Raw genomic sequence first — 16,753 nt, forward strand, 5'->3', positions numbered from 1 at the left:
CGCGAGTTTATTAGGCAAAGGTATCGTTATGCGGGTGGAAGAGTTGGAATATCGGCTGGATAGCGCGCTTCAGGCGTTAGAGCAAAGCGTTCAGCGTCAGCAGCAGATGTGGCGGCAGGAACATCAGTCCCTCCAGCAGCAGTTACTTCAGGTGAAAGAGCGTGATGCTTACCTTTGTGCGCAGATTGAACGGCTCTCTGCGCAGTTGAGCGCGATGGATAGTTCGCCGGAACGCAATCCACTGATTCAGAAAATGAAGATCGTTCATGCCCATCTTGATGGGTTGGCACAAGACGCTAGCGCCTTTAGACGTTCACTGCGGTAATCGCGCCGCAGTATTAATACGATGTGTCGTTAACGCCCTATTTCGTTAACGTAATGCTTCCACTTCCTTACACAATTCCTCCTCATTCTCCATAATTGCCGCAAATGTGGAGCCGACACTTGCAGAGATTTACCCTTGCTCTAATTAACTGAAGGTGTCGGGCCTATACTTTCTCTCGTAGCACGGCACTCGCCGTCGACAAGTCAATTCAGAGAGAGGAATAGAATATGCGTAAACTTACTGCAATGCTGGTTGCTTCTTCTTTAGCATTGGGCGCGGCAGGTATCGCGCATGCTAATGATGCCCCGAAAGGTCCTGGCCCGGAACACAAGATGATGATGAAAGAGAGTCGGGAGCATCGTGGCATGATGGGGCCGGATGCGATGTTTAAGGAGCTGAATTTGACGGAAGCGCAGAAACAGCAAATTAAAGACATCATGAAAGATTCCCGCGAGAAAATGCACAAAGCGATGCAGGATGACCGCCGCGATATGCATAGCCTGGTCGCCTCCGATACGTTTGATGCCGCAAAAGCACAGGCACAGTTGGATAAAGCCGACGCAGCGCACAAGGCCAGAATGCTTAACGGACTAGAAACCAAAAACAAAATTTACAACGTTCTGACGCCAGAACAGAAGAAGCAGTACAACGACAACTTTGAAAAGCGACTGACTCAACCGCAAAAACCTGACGGCAAGCCCGTTCCTGCGGAATAACTCGTTATTTCATGAATCGGCGCGATAGCTAAAATACCCAAGTCAGTAGACCACCGGATTGACGTATTACCTCACGGGTAATGCTTCGGTCCGGTGGTTTTTTTATTTATTTTCCCTCTCCCATCACACTGTGAGTAGGGAAATGATTAATGCTATTCTCACGCGGAGAGAGCAGATGAAATGATTGGACAGTGGGCGGTAAAGGACAGATGAATCACGATTTGACGTTGAAAACTATAAAATTCATGCCGTTTCTGTTTCTGACCACCCTGATAGTGAGTTGTCTGGGATTTCGGTTTCGGGTGTTGGATGAGCTATCGCTGTTTTGGCCCGCCAACATTCTGGTTTTTTGCCTCATGATTAGTTTCAGAGCCAGAAAAGGGACGATAAAAGGTAAAACGCTCTCTATCTGTATCGGTTTTTTAGTGGGTTATGCCGCGATGCTGTCGGCTGCGTTACTGATGGACAATAACTCACCGTTAAAAACCAAAGTGCTATTATGTTTGTGCAATATAGTCTTTGTGGTGACGGCCTGGTGCGCCTTTTGCCTGCTGTGTCGGTTTACCGGAAAGTGGTCGACCTTTGAGAAATTCAGCAAATATTACGTCTATATTATTTTCGCTTCGACGTTTGTCGGCGCGTTCTTATCCGGCGTGGCGTATGGGTTCTATGCGTATGTCTACGATACGGGGAACCGCTATGCCGAGTTTATGGACTGGTTCAGCGAGCAACTGGGAACCGGCATTATCCTCGCGTTCTTTTTCCTGCGCGGTAAAGACATCCTGCGGGCGTTACGGAATATTCCGCTGTGCCCTAAGAACATCAGAGAAAATATCTTTCCCTTTCTGGTCTTCATCATTTTCTTATTAGTGAGCCTGCTTTTTCTGGATGCCAGCCTGATTACGCTGTCCGTTATTCCGCTTACGCTGTGTGCGTTCAATTATTCTTTCCCGATCATGTCGTTGCTCTGTGCGATTACCGGCGTAATACTGAATTATCTCTATATTAATCAGGTCGGTATACTCATCGATTCGAATTCCGAAGCGTACATTAATTCGTTTCTGACCACGGCGCGGCTGAATATCGCGATGCTAATTATGGCGATGTTAAGCGTCTCTCATTTTGTCTCGATGAACCGGCGACTGATTAAAATCATTGAAAGCGGCAGCCGGAAGGATGCGCTCACTAATACCTTCAATCGTCGGGCGTTTCTCAGCATGTTGAATGGGAAGCAGAGTGCGCCGGGGTATAAGAAAAAGCGCCAATTAACGCTGCTCTTTCTGGATATCGATTATTTTAAGCAGGTCAACGATACCTACGGCCATGCCTGCGGTGATGAACTGATCGCCAGCTTTGCCCGTATGCTGAGCACCACTATTCGGCCGAGCGACATTCTTTGCCGCTGGGGTGGTGAAGAATTTGTCATTGCGGCTTATGACCTGACGGCTGAGCAGTCTGAGGCGATGGCCGAAGCGCTGCGGCATCTTACGGAATCCACGGCGCTTACGCTGTCCGATGGGCGGGAAATCCATTTTACGACCAGTATTGGTGTTGCCGTGTTTGCCCAGTATGAGGGTGGTAATATTTACGATCTGATCGGGCTGGCGGACGAGCAGCTGTATAAAGCGAAGGCGCAGGGGCGTAACCGTGTCTGCATGCGTCTGGTCGAGGAGGCTTGAATCTTCCCTTGACCTTCCCCTTACTGGAACGTCTACCCTCAAAACGTACTGTGACTGATTGAGAGGTTGTGATGAAGAAAGTCCATTTGTTATTAACGGCAGCGTTGCTGGTTCCGTTTCTCTCGTTTGCGGCCGACAGCGCGCATAGCGGCCATGGTTCTGCAAACGACGCGTCGTCCTCCCAGCAGGCGTATAAAAAAGGGATGGATGCGATGCATAGCGAGATGATGGAAGGGATGCAGTCCAGCGACCCTGATATTGCTTTCGCCAAAGGGATGATTGCCCACCACCGTGGCGCGATTGATATGGCGAAGACGGAGTTGCAATACGGCAAAGATCCGGAATTGCGCAAGCTGGCGGAAGAGATTATTAAAGCGCAACAGCCAGAGATCGACCAAATGGAAGCTTGGCTGAAGAAGCAGGGCAAATAGTCCATTTTCCGATGGCGCTTCTTTTGAGAGGCGTCATTTTGCTTTTATCACGCCGTGGATTGGGCAGCTTTGCCTGATTGGTAAAAATTTAGTGACTGTTTTCACAGAATAAAACGTGGAGATAGCTTTCTCCGCGTTAACTTGTTAGAAAACAGGAAAGGACGTCACCAGAATCTTCTGGGCGAGACCTGGATAAAGCAGCGTATAGCACGCTGCTTTATCCAGGTTTTTTTTTGCTTATTTTCCAGCTGGCCAGCGGACAACAAGCGGGATGACGTGTATCAGGCAGTTGCAGCCATTGACGAAACGGGAAGTCATTATGAATAGCAAAGTGCTCGCTGAAAGTATTCTGGAGTTAGTCGGAGGGGAAACCAACGTTTCTACTCTGGTGCATTGTGCAACACGCTTGCGCTTTAAGATTGTTGATCACGGTAAAGTGGATGTGGCTGCGCTTGAGGCGCTGGATGGCGTCATTACGGTCATCAATGCTTCAGGGCAATTGCAGGTGGTGATCGGGAATCGAGTGCCGGAGGTGTACCGCGCTTTTGGTTCGATCTCCAGACTGCTGGAGGACGGCGACGGGAAACGCCAGACGGCGGAAAGTGAGGCATCAACGTCTGCGATGGGACGGCTGATCGATCTGGTTGCTGGGATCTTTACCCCATTGCTGGGGGCGATGGCGGCAGCAGGGGTGCTGAAAGGCGCGTTGTCTATTGTGATTGCGCTCGGGTGGCTGAATACCAAAGAAAGTACCTATGTCATCCTGCACGCGGCGTCTGACAGCCTGTTCTACTTCCTGCCGATGTTGTTGGCGATTACCGCTGCGCGTAAATTCGAAACCAACATTTTTGTGGCCGTGTCGGTTGCTGGCGCACTGGTTTATCCCACGATTCAGGGGTTGTTCGACGCCGGTCAACCCGTGACGTTTTTCGGTCTGCCCGTTGTAATGATGAAATACACCTCCTCGGTGATCCCGATTATCTTCAGCGTGTGGCTGATGTCATATATCGAGCGTTTCCTGAATCGCCATATTCACGAAAGCGTGCGCAATATCCTGACGCCGTTCTTCCTGCTGGTGCTGATGGTGCCACTCACGCTGATGACCATCGGGCCGATTGGCATTTCAGCCAGTAAGCTCATTGCGTCGGTGTTCGTCAGTATCTATGAGTTCAATCCTATTCTTGCCGGGGCGTTGATGGCGGCGTCATGGCAGATCTTGGTGATCTTTGGCGTTCACTGGGGATTTGTGACCGTGTTCATCAACGATCTCTCCGTCATGGGGCACAGCTACCTTAAAGCCGCCTCCAGCCCGTCGGTCTTTGCCCAGTCCGGTGCACTGCTAGGCGTCATGGTGCGTACCAAAGATAAAAAGCTCAAAGCGCTGGCGGGTAGTACGTTTATCGCATCGCTGTTTGGCATCACGGAACCCGGTGTTTATGGCGTGACGCTGAAGCTGAAAAAACCGTTTATCTGCGCGGTGATCGCCGCTGCAATCGGGGGCGCTATCGTCGGCTATGCGAAAAGCTCTGCGGTCTCTATGGGGATGCCCGGCTTGTTGACGCTGCCGATTTTCTACGGCGAAGGTTTTGTTGGGTTCCTCATCGGTTGCGCTATCGCCTTCGCGGTGAGTTTTGTACTGACCATCATTGTTGGTTTTGACGATCCCGTACCGCCTGCTGAAAAAGCGCCAGTGCCAACGCACTCTCCAGCAGCGACACCTGCTGCGCCGGCATCACGTCAGCACGCGAATGCTGTGCCTCTGCCGTTGAAAGACGCACCTGAAACGGCTGAACAGCTGGGATCGCCAGCAAAAGGTGAACTGATCTCGCTGGAAGAGGTAAATGACAAGGTGTTCTCTTCCGGCGTCGTCGGGCAGGGTGTCGCCATTCTGCCGCAGGAAGGGCGCATCTATTCGCCGGTGGATGGCGTGATTGCCAGCACGTTCGCGAGTGGCCATGCCGTCGGCATTCTTTCGCAGGGCGGTGCGGAGATTCTGATCCATGTCGGCATCAACACGGTACAACTGGAAGGCCAGCATTATCAGATGCACGTTGAAGAAGGTGACAAGGTGCAAAAAGGCCAACTGCTACTGGAGTTTGATTTGGAAGCAATCCAGAAGGCGGGCTACGATACCGTGACGCCAATGGTTATTACGAATGCGGAAGAATATCGCGTATTCAGCCTTGGCGCGGCACGTCAGCAGCAGGCCGGAGAGACGATCATCGCGCTGGCGTAATCGGTAAATTAAGTCGAGGTGCCAATGAGTCAATCTATTGCCAATTTTCAGTTGATGGCCAAGCCTTCAGGATCCGTGTGCAATATCGATTGCTCATACTGTTTTTATCTGGAGAAGGCGCATCTGTATCCCGAGCGGAAGAGCCGCTGGAAGATGAATGGCGACACGCTGGAAAACTATGTGCGCAAGAACATCAGCAGCCAGCAGGCACCCGTTGTTGATTTTCCGTGGCAAGGGGGGGAACCGACGCTGTTGGGCATCGATTTCTTCCGCGAAGCGGTGCGGTTGCAGAACCAATACTGTGGCACCAAGCAGATCAATAATTTCTTTCAGACCAATGGCACCAACATTGATGACGACTGGGCGCGTTTCCTGAAAGAGAACCAGTTCCTGGTGGGATTGTCGATTGACGGTGACCGCATCAGCAATGATGCGCATCGCCTCACGCGGGCAGGGAAAAGCACCTTTGATGACGTGATGAAGGGGCTGGAGGCACTGAAGCGTCATCGGGTCGAGTTTAATACCCTGACGGTGGTGAATGCGGAAAATGTGAAACGCCCGCTGGATGTCTACCAGTTTCTTAAACGCATCGGCAGCCGCTACATGCAGTTCATTCCGCTGGTGGAGCGCCGCGCGGCTCAGCCGGATGACAACGGACTGGTGCTGATTCAACCGGACTTTTCGGGCCAGTGTAGTGTGACGGAGTGGTCAGTGCCCGCCAAAGCGTATGGCCGTTTCCTGAATACGATCTTTGACCATTGGGTTCAGCACGATCTGGGCAATGTGTTTGTCATGAACTTCGAACAAACGCTGACCAAAATGACCGGACAGCTTAGCGCCTGCATCATCAATGAAACCTGTGGCGGTAATCTGATTGTTGAAGCGAATGGCGACGTGTATTCCTGCGACCATTTTGTTTATCCCGAAAATAAGCTCGGCAATATTAATCAGGACGATCTGGCGTCGCTGGTGAATTCGCCGCAAAACCTCGCCTTTGGCGAAAATAAGCGAAAAAACATCAGCAAAGATTGCCTGAACTGTGAAGTGAAAGCGGTTTGTCATGGCGGCTGCCCGAAGCATCGATTTGAAATTTCCAGCGATGGGCGACCGAATAAAAACTATTTCTGTGATGGTTTTAAAACGCACCTATTTCATGTTTTACCACGCATGAATGCCTTGCTCTCTCAATTGGGACGCCAGGAATCGATGAAGAAAATAAGAAGGAATATAAAAGCAGAGTTTTATTAACCGATGCCGAATACTCTTCGAGTGCTCTGGGAAGGGATGGCATAAAAGGAAGAACGATGAAAAAAAACAGACTTCTGGCCGCGATTACGCTGGCCTGTATGCAAGCGGCGGCTTCCCCTTCTGCGACGGTGCCGTCGGCTGATGGCAAGCAACCCAACGTGGTTTATATCATTCTTGACGATCAGCGTTACGACGCATTCGGCTTCCTGAATTCAGCTATTCACACGCCGAATATGGATAGCATCGCCAGGGAAGGGACGTATTTTAAGAACGCGTTCGTGACGACTTCGCTGTGCTCCCCTAGTCGTGCCAGCATCCTGACGGGGATGTACGTGCATAATCATGGGGTATCGGATAACAATCCGTCCGATCTCTCTCACCTGAATTACTTCCCGGAACTGCTGCGCGACAACGGCTATCAGACCGGTTTCTTTGGCAAATGGCATTTCGGCGGCGCGGATAAAACGGCCACGAAAGGTTTCGCTGGCTTCGATCGTTGGGTAGGGCTGCTGGGGCAAGGCAGTTATTATCCAATTGATAACTATGGCAAGCCGACCATGCTCAATATCGATGGCAAGATGGTGCCGCAAAAAGGCTACATCACCGATGAGCTAACGGATTACGCCGTGGACTGGCTGAACACGCTCGATAAGAAAAAGCCGTTCATGATGTATCTGTCGCATAAAGGCGTGCACTCCGATTTCCTGCCTGCCAAGCGCCACCGTGGCAGCATGAAAGAGGTGACCTTCCCAGTGCCGGATACTTATGCCGATACGCCGGAAAACTATGCCGGCAAGCCGATGTGGGTGAAGAACCAGCGCAACAGCTGGCACGGCGTGGATTACCCCTATAACACGGATATGGATCTTCAGCAGTACCAGCGCGACTACTATGAAACGCTGCGCTCGGTGGATGACAGCGTAGGGCGCGTGCGTGACTGGCTACAAAAACAGGGGCTGGATAAGAACACCATTATTATGGTGATGGGGGATAACGGCTTCATGTTCGGCGAACATGGGCTGATCGATAAGCGTAATGCCTATGAAGAGTCGATCCGCGTGCCGCTGATTGCCTCGGGGCCGGGATTCGCCAAAGACAAAGTGGTAGAAGACATCGTCAGAAACATCGACGTGGCGCCAACCATTCTGGAAGCCGCAGGTGTTGCCGCACCGCAGCATTATGACGGGCAGAGCTTCTGGCGTCTGGGGCTGGATGGTTATACCGTGCCGAAGCGTAAAGACTACTTCGTCTATGAATACTTCTGGGAATACAGCTTCCCGCAGACGCCAACCACGTTTGCGATCCGGACGCCGGAATACAAATACATCCAATATTACGGCGTGTGGGATAAAGAAGAACTCTACGACATGCAGAACGATCGGGAAGAGAAGCACAACCTGATCGATGCTACCGATGAGAAGATCGTGAATGTCAAAATCGCGCTGCGCAAAAAGCTGTATGAAGAGCTGAAGGATCGACAGGGGAAAAACGTGATCCCGTATAACCAGCGTACAGGGCAAGGGCAGGTTTATCGTCATGAAGGCGCTGGCGAGCAGTTAGCGCCGTTCCCGCGCGAATGGCTGAAAGGGTACAACCACGAGGAGATTCTCGCCGGGTTTATCCCCGATCAGGTCGGTAAAGAAGCGAAGGTGAAAGCCTCGAACGACGCGGTGAAAAAGAGCGAGCCGCTACTGAAAGAATTAATGGATAAATAATCCACTGCAATAAATCAGACGGCGATGTATGAGCACGCCGTCTGATTTTTTCTATCGTTTAATTTTCTAGCTGATTACAACGACTTCCCGTTGCTGTTAATCACATCCTGATACCAGTAGAAGCTGTCTTTGCGCCGACGTTCCAGCGTGCCTTTGCCTTCATCATCGCGATCGACATGAATAAAGCCGTAGCGTTTTGACATCTGTGCCGTACCCGCACTGACCAGATCGATCGGCCCCCAACTGGTGTAGCCCAGCAGCTCAACGCCATCGTCAATGGCTTCACGTACCTGAACCAGATGGCGACGCAGGTAATCAATGCGGTAGCTGTCGTGAATGCTGCCATCGTCTTCCACCACGTCGCGTGCACCCAGCCCGTTTTCCACGATGAACAGTGGCTTCTGATAGCGGTCATACAGCTCATTCAGCAGGAAGCGCAGGCCTTCGGGGTCGATCTGCCAGCCCCATTCGGACGCTTCAAGATGCGGGTTAGGAATCAGGCGGATGATATTGCCGCGTGAAGATTGATATTTTTCCGGCTCGAAAGTTGCGCAGCCGCTCATGTAATAGCTGAACGAGACAAAGTCCACGGTGTGGCTTAGATCGTCTTTGTCCTGTGCGGTAATGGTGAGTTCGACGCCATTTTCGCGGAAATAGCGCTGAATCCAGGCTGGATAGGTGCCGCGCACCTGAACATCACCGAAGAACAGCCATTCACGGTTCTTGCTCTGTGCTTCCAGCACATCTTTCGGGTGGCAGGTCATGGGGTAGCGCACCGCGCCCAGCAGCATGTTGCCAATTTTGGCATCGGGGATGATCTCGTGGCAGGCTTTTACCGCGCGTGCGCTGGCAACCAACTGGTGGTGGATAGCCTGATAAATCTCTTGCTTCGTAGGCTCGCCGCTCAGCCCGATACCCGTAAAAGGTGAGTGCAGCGCCATGTTGATTTCATTGAAGGTCAGCCAGTGCTTCACTTTGTCTTTGTAGCGGCTGAAAACGGTACGCGAATACTTCTCAAAATGGTCGATGACGGCACGGTTGCCCCAGCCTCCCAGCTTTTTCACCAGGCCGTACGGCATTTCATAGTGCGACAGCGTAATCAGCGGCTGAATCTGATGCTTCGCCATTTCATCAAACAGGCGATCGTAGAAGGCCAAACCGGCTTCGCAAGGCTCTGCTTCGTCGCCTTCGGGATAAATGCGCGTCCAGGCGATGGAGGTGCGCAACACCTTGAACCCCATTTCGGCGAACAGCTGAATATCCTGCGGGTATTGATGATAAAAATCGATTGCCCGATCTTTGATGCAGCTCGTGCTCTCATCGCGCTCTGTTACCGGACCATGCACGCCCTTTAGCTGAAGATCGGAGGTGGATACGCCTTTACCGTCTTCATTCCATGCGCCTTCGACCTGGTTTGCTGCAACTGAACCGCCCCATAAAAATCCGTCGGGGAATGCTTTCATGGTATTTCTCCTTATCGTTTTCTACATCATTACGCTGCGCCGGACGCTGTTTCCGCACAGGGAACTACCGGATGACAGGCAAAAAAAAACTTGGGCAGAAGAGAGTAGTGCTACTCACCTCTGCCCAAGTCTCGCCCGCCATTGGCGGTAACGTCTTGTTAGTACACTATACAATCCTGAATCTCTGCGGCAATGCCCCCGTTTGGTTATGTGACTTCGGTCACGACATCTCTATTAAGCCGGTAGAACGCTCAGTAATGATCTACCGGCCACAATAAATAACATGAAGTAGCAGATGAACCAGAAGTGAACGGCTGCCCTCTGATTCTGCACCACCGTGATGCAGCTACGCGGCAAAAAATGCCCTAGCTTCCCCTCTCCCACGTTATATCTGGCTGTGCATAACGGTGGCACGCAACTTGCTTCTCAACCTTATAGCGATTCCGTCGCTTTGCCTCAACGGTGAGCAAAGCCTCGGTCAGGACAATGGCGTCCACACAATCATGCTTTTCGCATCAAGGCGAGAGCAGGGTTCTGTGGACGTTTTTTTATGGCGTGCCATCCCTGGCCGCCACCCTTATGGGCCGTTGCTAACGCAACGTTAAAAATTTCTCCCGGAAATTTTTTATGCCTGAATTCGCTCGGTGCAGCCCTTGTTTTGCGCGGCTGTTGCAACTCAGTCCTTACGGGAGTCAGTCATGGATGCCAAATCCTCAGCGTGTGTAAAGAGTGTTTGCCCTTACTGTGGGGTCGGTTGCGGTGTGGTGATGGAAGTAAAAGATAATCGTGTGATCAAGGTATCAGGTGACAAGACGCATCCCACCAACTTTGGTCGACTGTGTACCAAGGGCAACACCAGTGGTCAGGCTCTTGCTGAATCAGGACGGCTGGAGAACGCCTACCTGCGGGCAGATCGTCAGCACGAGTCGGTCAGGGTTGATATGGGGAAAGCCATCAAGGAAACCGCGCGACGGTTACGGGCTATTATTGATACCCACGGCCCCGATGCGGTGTCGCTTTACGTCTCCGGTCAGATGTCGCTGGAATCTCAATATCTGGCGAATAAGCTCGTTAAGGGTTTTATCGGTACGAATAACATAGAGTCAAACTCCCGTCTGTGTATGGCCAGTGCGGGTAGCGGCTACAAGCTCTCTTTGGGATCGGACGGGCCGCCGGGCTCCTATCAAGACTTTGACCACGCTGATGTCTTTTTCGTCATTGGCGCGAACATGGCCGACTGTCACCCGATCCTTTTCCTGCGCATGATGGACCGCGTCAAGGCAGGGGCTAAGCTCATCGTGGTTGACCCACGGCGTAATGCTACGGCGGACAAAGCGAACCTGTTCCTGCAAATCAAGCCCAGCACGGATTTGGCTCTGCTCAACGGCCTGCTGTATCTGCTTGTCCAGAATGGGCACACCGATCCCGCTTTTATCGCCGAGTTCACCGAAGGGTGGGAGGCGATGCCTGAATTCCTTGACGACTATCCCCCAGAGAAAGTCGCGGAGATCACCGGGCTGCCAGAGGCGGATATCCGCAAGGCGGCGGAGTGGATTGGTACGGCGGCGGAGTGGATGAGTTGCTGGACGATGGGGCTTAACCAAAGCACGCATGGCACCTGGAATACTAATGCGATCTGCAACCTGCATTTAGCCACTGGCTCGATTTGTCGCACGGGAAGCGGCCCGTTTTCCCTGACGGGGCAGCCCAATGCGATGGGCGGGCGTGAAATGGGCTATATGGGGATGGGATTACCGGGGCAACGTTCTGTGCTGGTGGAGAAGGATCGGGCAGCCATTGAGGCACTCTGGGGTGTTCCTGCTGGAACACTGCGCACGGATCTCGGCGGCGGCACCGTCGCCATGTTTGAAGACATGATGGCGGGCAAGATCAAAGCGTGCTGGATCATCTGTACGAATCCGGTGGCTACGGTTCCCAACCGCAAGAATGTGATCGCGGGGCTGCAAGCCGCCGAACTTGTTATCACACAAGATGCGTTTCTCGATACCGAGACCAACCGCTATGCCGATATCCTGCTGCCCGGCGCACTGTGGGCTGAGGCTGAAGGCGTGATGATTAACTCCGAGCGAAATTTGACGCTGATGCAAAAGGCCGTTGAACCGCCCGGTGAGGCGATGGCCGATTGGCAAATCATCGCCAGCGTCGCCTGCGAGATGGGCTATGAGCAAGGGTTTAGCTACGGCTCGGCATCCGAGGTGTTTGAAGAAATTAAACAGTTCTGGAACCCGAAGACGGGATACGATATTCGTGGCGCCAGCTATGAACGCTTACGGCAGGCTCCCTTACAGTGGCCCTGTCCCCCTGAGGATAAGCAAGATCGTCACCCCATTCGCTACCTCAATGACGGCGTGAGCCAGACGCGTAAAGACCTGCCGGACGGCACCCAGCCACGCCTCGTTTTTGCGACCGAAAGTGGTAAAGGGATATTCCTCCCCCGACCGCATATGTCGCCCGCCGAAATGCCGGATGATGACTTTCAGTTTGTACTGAATACCGGCCGCTTGCAGCACCAGTGGCACACGATGACGAAAACCGGAAAAATTCCGACGCTCAACAAGCTAAATCCTGGGCCTTTTATCGAAGTGCATCCCGAAGATGCCATTGCGCTCGGTATTCAGGATAAGGATCGTGTGGAGATCCGGTCGCGCCGTGGGCGTGCGGTACTCCCCGCCGTGGTGACCAATCGGGTTCGCCCCGGTAACTGCTTTGCTCCCTTTCACTGGAATGACGTCTTTGGTGACGATCTGGCGATTAACGCCGTCACCAGCGATGCCATTGACCCGATTTCCCAGCAGCCTGAATTCAAGATCTCTGCGGTGGCGCTGACGCGGATCGCTGAACCCTCAGCGCGGATTTCTCCGGAGCGGGAGAGCCACCCAGTGGCTGTTCCCGTATCGGAACAGGCCAAGGCGAGTACGCCGAACAACGACATCAAGGAACTCGACATGAAACACATTGATGCGCTGGCCACGCTACTTGGCCTTGATGCCGCGCCGGCGATGACACTCAGCGCGCCCGAACAACACTATCTGCAAGGTTATATTGCAGCTTTGCGTACTGATGCATCAAGACTGGCTGGTGGCGTGCCTGTCCTGCCCGCCACGGCACCACTGGAACCTTCCAGACGCCTGATGCTCGACGGCATGCTGGCGGGGCTTTTTGCCCGCACTTGGCTACCCAGTGACGGTATAACGTTGCTACCCGCTTCTTCTCCCAATGTGGTGGCCGCAACTGTGCCATCACAACCCCCTATTTTGATTTTATGGGCGTCGTCGACCGGCAATGCGGAAGGTTTCGCGGCACAGTGCGCCGAACGTCTGAAGGCTGAAGGGCATACCGTTACCTTGTCCGATATGGACAGCTTCAACAGTACCAATCTGCCTGCGATGCCGCGTGTGCTCTTCATCGCCAGCACGTTTGGCGACGGCGACCCTCCCGACAATGGCACCCATTTCTGGACGGCATTAGAGGCGGAGACTGCACCTAGACTGGCTGACGTGTCGTTTTCCGTGCTGGCATTCGGTGATTCAAACTACGATCAGTTTTGCGGTTTTGGCCGCCGGCTTGATGCACGGCTGGAGGCGCTGGGCGCGCAGCGTCTGTCAGCACGAATCGACTGTGAGCCTGACTATCAGGATGCGGCGAAAGCCTGGCTAGACAGCATGGTCAACGCTCTCGCGGGAGCGCATACGCCAATGGCAAGCAAGGTTGCTACGCCCGCGACGGCGGTACTGGCTGACGGAAATGAAACATGCACGACGGCACCTGCGGCTTCGCTGCCTACCTTTAGTCGAAATGCGCCTCTGCCCGCACGCCTTGTCGTCAACCAGTTGCTTAATGCGCTGGGAGCGGAAAAAGAGACCCGGCAATTCGCCTTTGATATTTCAGGCAGCGATGTGAGCTACGAAGCGGGGGACGCGCTTGGCATCTGGCCGACTAACTGCCCTGAGTTAGTGAGCGATATGCTTTCTGCCCTCAAACTCTCGGCTTCTACCGTCGTGACCGTCAAAGATAAGGGTGATATGGCGCTTGCCGAGGCGTTGTCCCAGTATTTCGAGATTGCCCGTATCACGCCGGAGATCTTGCAGTTTGTCAGCGCACGCTCGGGTCATGCTGCGCTGGCTGACCTGCTGAAAGAGGAACGTAAAGAAGAACTCAAACAGTGGCTGTGGGGACGGCAGACTGTCGATTTGCTACAGGATTTTCCGATACAGGTTCAGGCTGACGAATGGTTGCGCGTGCTTAAACGTATGCAGCCACGTTTGTACTCGATTTCGTCCAGCCCGAAAGTCACGCCGCACCAGATTCATCTGACCGTGTCGACGGTGCGCTATGGTGCTGAGGGTAAACCGCGGGGCGGCGTGTGTTCAACCTTTCTGGCTGACCGCGCAGCAGGGTCGGTTGCCGTGCCTATCTTCATCCAAAAATCAGCTCATTTTCGTACGCCAAAACGCCCAGATACGCCAATCATCATGGTTGGGGCGGGCACGGGGATCGCACCTTTCCGGGCTTTTCTGCAAGAGCGGCGGGCGACAGGGGCGCAAGGTAAAAATTGGCTGTTCTTTGGCGAGCAGCGTGCCGCGACAGATTTTTACTATCGTGAGGAGTTGGAGAAACTGCAACGCGAGGGTTACCTGCATCGGTTTGATACGGCTTTTTCGCGTGACCAACGTGAGAAAATTTATGTCCAGCACCGCATGTGTGAGCAGGGGGCCGAGCTATGGCGCTGGTTAGAGAAGGGCGCGCATTTCTACGTGTGTGGTGACGCCAGCCGTATGGCGAAGGATGTGGACTCGGCGCTTTGGCAGGTTGTGCAGGTTCACGGGAACATGAGTAGTGAAGATGCGGCGGCCTATATTGCAAAAATGGCACAGGACAAACGCTATGTCCGCGATGTGTACTGAGTTTGCTAGTGATTTTTTGCTGTTATCAAGCGCATCGCCTGATGTGTGACGTCCTTCCTGATATCGATGCGTTAGGTGTTTGACCACCTAACGCAACTGATGATGCGGTGATTATGCCTTCGTTTTCAGCGCATTGACGACGGCTTCGCCAAGCGCTTGAGCGGATGCTGGGTTTTGACCGGTGATCAGTCGCCCGTCAACGACGACTTTATTTTCGAAGATAGGGGCTTCTTCGAATATTGCGCCATCCTTTTTCAGTGCACCTTCAAGTTCAAACGGCACAATCTTGTCGTATTGCCGGGAAGCTTCTTCTTCCGCAGTAAAGCCGGTAAGACGACGGCCTTTAATCAACAGTTCGCCATTGCTGAGTTTCACATTCAGCAGACCCGCAGGACCGTGGCAGACCGCGCTGACAATGCCGTTTTTCTCATACAGAGTACGCACAATGTTGGCTAACTGAGGATTGTTGGCAAAATCCCACATTGGCCCATGTCCGCCGACGAGCAGGATCGCGGTGTATTTAGCAGGATCAATTTTTGCCAGCGGGATGGAATTGGCCAGTTTGTTGCGGTGCTCTGGGTTAGTCCAAAAATCCAGACTCGCCCGATCTTTGAGATCGAACCCGTCGAACGGAGGCAATCCTCCTTTCGGGCTGGCAATGTCGTAATCCAGTCCGGCTTTGTCGAAGACTTCAACCGGGTGAGTGAGCTCTGGAAACCAGAACCCGCCAACCAGCTCCGGCGTCTTTTTATCCAGACTGGAGACGACGATCAGTATCTTCTCTTCTTTCAGATTGGCTTGGGCGAAAACGGGGGAGGCTGCGGCAAACACAGCCATCGCGGCGATAAGACCAGCACAGCGCTTGATGATTGACATAAAAAACTCCTTTCAGCAGGTGGTGATGGTCGCCACTATATCCGTGATAATGGGTTGAAAACAGGCGGTAAAAGTGGAATACATTGTTTAAAAAATCGATACAATCACTTTATATTGGCGTGATAAATTATCGTAAAATACGTTTGATGATCCCTGTGTTGCATGACGATGAGGAACCCTGATGGGGCAATCCGATAGCTTTGATGGACTGGCAGAATTTCTGGCTATAGCGAAACGCTTGAGCATTCGCAAAGCCGCGCTCGATCTGGGTAAGACGCCGGGATCGGTGAGCTTGTCGCTCCAGAAACTGGAGCATCGCCTCGGCGTGCTACTTTTCCACCGCACGACGCGCAAAATGGCATTGACGGAAGCAGGGGAAGGCCTGCTGCTGAGAATTGGGCCTGCGGCACACGTTATCGCAACGGGTTTTGAAGATGTGGCTCAATCGGCAAAAAAGCCCTCTGGGACGTTGAAGCTGATCGTAGAACGTTTGGCATTGCCTCATGTCATCGAGCCTCTCATCCCTGCGTTTCGTCAGGCGTGGCCGAATTTGAATATCGATATCACGGTGAGTAATCGTCACGATAATTTCGTCTCCGAAGGCTACGATGCTGGCATTATGATCGGTTCATACATCGAACAGGATATGATTGCAGTACGACTCTCCCCGCCATTTAAGTGGGCGGTATTTGGGTCGCCAGACTATTTCAAAGCGAACGGTAAGCCTAAAGCGACGCGCGATCTGGTGCATCACGAATGTATTCGCTTTCGTCGCCCTGAAAAGGGAGATATTTATCGGTGGGAGTTTGTCGAAAATAAAGAAAGTGTAAGAGTTGAGCCGACCGGCACAATTACCGTGAACGATGGTGAGCTAATGCGTAGCCTCGCGGTCAGGGGCGTTGGACTTATTTACTCATCCACCTTCCATACCTCACGCGAACTGGCAAATGGCACGCTGGAAGCGGCGTTACTCGATCTCTCGCCGGGCAACGACGGCCTCTTTCTTTATTTCTCCAGAGCTGCGAGGAATCAACCCAAATTACGCGCGTTTATCGACGTGTGTTCGCAAGTTATTAAGACGTGAATGACGTCTGTCAGTCTTCCGAAGCGTATTCAACCAATCCGGTTTTACATTCGTA

Annotated in this window: 11 protein-coding genes; 9 read left to right on the forward strand and 2 right to left on the reverse strand. The window is 52.7% G+C overall.

Features of this window, described 5'->3' with window-relative positions:
- Window positions 1-28 precede the first annotated feature (28 nt).
- The 7 genes from EIP93_RS03405 (at window position 29) to EIP93_RS03435 (ending at window position 8,350) form a co-directional block, all read left to right on the forward strand.
- A complete protein-coding gene (locus EIP93_RS03405; protein ID WP_125232269.1) occupies window positions 29-325 on the forward strand; it encodes a hypothetical protein in 297 nt (98 codons plus the stop codon).
- Window positions 326-552: 227 nt separating this feature from the next.
- Window positions 553-1,041: an ATP-independent periplasmic protein-refolding chaperone Spy gene (gene spy / locus EIP93_RS03410; RefSeq protein WP_103972022.1), complete on the forward strand. Its 489-nt coding sequence runs from the start codon at window positions 553-555 to the stop codon at window positions 1,039-1,041.
- A 209-nt stretch (window positions 1,042-1,250) separates the two neighbouring features.
- Window positions 1,251-2,720: a GGDEF domain-containing protein gene (locus tag EIP93_RS03415; RefSeq protein WP_116587055.1), complete on the forward strand. Its 1,470-nt coding sequence runs from the start codon at window positions 1,251-1,253 to the stop codon at window positions 2,718-2,720.
- Window positions 2,721-2,791: 71 nt separating this feature from the next.
- The gene (copM, locus tag EIP93_RS03420) at window positions 2,792-3,151 is read left to right on the forward strand and encodes a CopM family metallochaperone (RefSeq protein ID WP_010298889.1); all 360 of its coding nucleotides are present in this window, start codon (window positions 2,792-2,794) and stop codon (window positions 3,149-3,151) included.
- Between the two features lie 319 nt (window positions 3,152-3,470).
- On the forward strand, window positions 3,471-5,387 hold the full coding sequence (locus tag EIP93_RS03425) for a beta-glucoside-specific PTS transporter subunit IIABC (protein WP_125232270.1): 1,917 nt from the start codon (window positions 3,471-3,473) through the stop codon (window positions 5,385-5,387).
- A gap of 24 nt (window positions 5,388-5,411) precedes the next feature.
- Window positions 5,412-6,635, forward strand: a complete 1,224-nt coding sequence (locus tag EIP93_RS03430; RefSeq protein WP_125232271.1) for an anaerobic sulfatase maturase — start codon at window positions 5,412-5,414, stop codon at window positions 6,633-6,635.
- A 56-nt stretch (window positions 6,636-6,691) separates the two neighbouring features.
- Window positions 6,692-8,350 (forward strand): sulfatase family protein, encoded by a 1,659-nt coding sequence (locus EIP93_RS03435; RefSeq protein ID WP_125232272.1) that lies wholly within the window; start codon window positions 6,692-6,694, stop codon window positions 8,348-8,350.
- 74 nt (window positions 8,351-8,424) lie between these two features.
- On the opposite strand, the gene EIP93_RS03440 is transcribed toward EIP93_RS03435, so the two are convergent.
- Window positions 8,425-9,813: a glycoside hydrolase family 1 protein gene (locus EIP93_RS03440; RefSeq protein WP_125232273.1), complete on the reverse strand. Its 1,389-nt coding sequence runs from the start codon at window positions 9,811-9,813 to the stop codon at window positions 8,425-8,427.
- Between the two features lie 698 nt (window positions 9,814-10,511).
- On the opposite strand from EIP93_RS03440, the gene EIP93_RS03450 reads away from it, so the two are divergent.
- Window positions 10,512-14,738 carry a sulfite reductase subunit alpha gene (locus EIP93_RS03450; RefSeq protein ID WP_125232274.1) on the forward strand — a complete coding sequence of 1,409 codons (4,227 nt, stop codon included), beginning with the start codon at window positions 10,512-10,514 and terminating at the stop codon, window positions 14,736-14,738.
- A 111-nt stretch (window positions 14,739-14,849) separates the two neighbouring features.
- Here the strand turns inward: EIP93_RS03450 and EIP93_RS03455 are convergent, their stop codons facing one another.
- Window positions 14,850-15,614 carry a type 1 glutamine amidotransferase domain-containing protein gene (locus EIP93_RS03455; RefSeq protein ID WP_125232275.1) on the reverse strand — a complete coding sequence of 255 codons (765 nt, stop codon included), beginning with the start codon at window positions 15,612-15,614 and terminating at the stop codon, window positions 14,850-14,852.
- A 181-nt stretch (window positions 15,615-15,795) separates the two neighbouring features.
- Between EIP93_RS03455 and EIP93_RS03460 the strand changes: the two genes are divergently transcribed.
- Window positions 15,796-16,698, forward strand: a complete 903-nt coding sequence (locus EIP93_RS03460) for a LysR family transcriptional regulator (protein ID WP_109225293.1) — start codon at window positions 15,796-15,798, stop codon at window positions 16,696-16,698.
- Window positions 16,699-16,753: the final 55 nt, after the last annotated feature.

Origin of the sequence: Pectobacterium versatile (genome assembly GCF_003932035.1) — a bacterium.
GTDB lineage: Bacteria > Pseudomonadota > Gammaproteobacteria > Enterobacterales > Enterobacteriaceae > Pectobacterium > Pectobacterium versatile.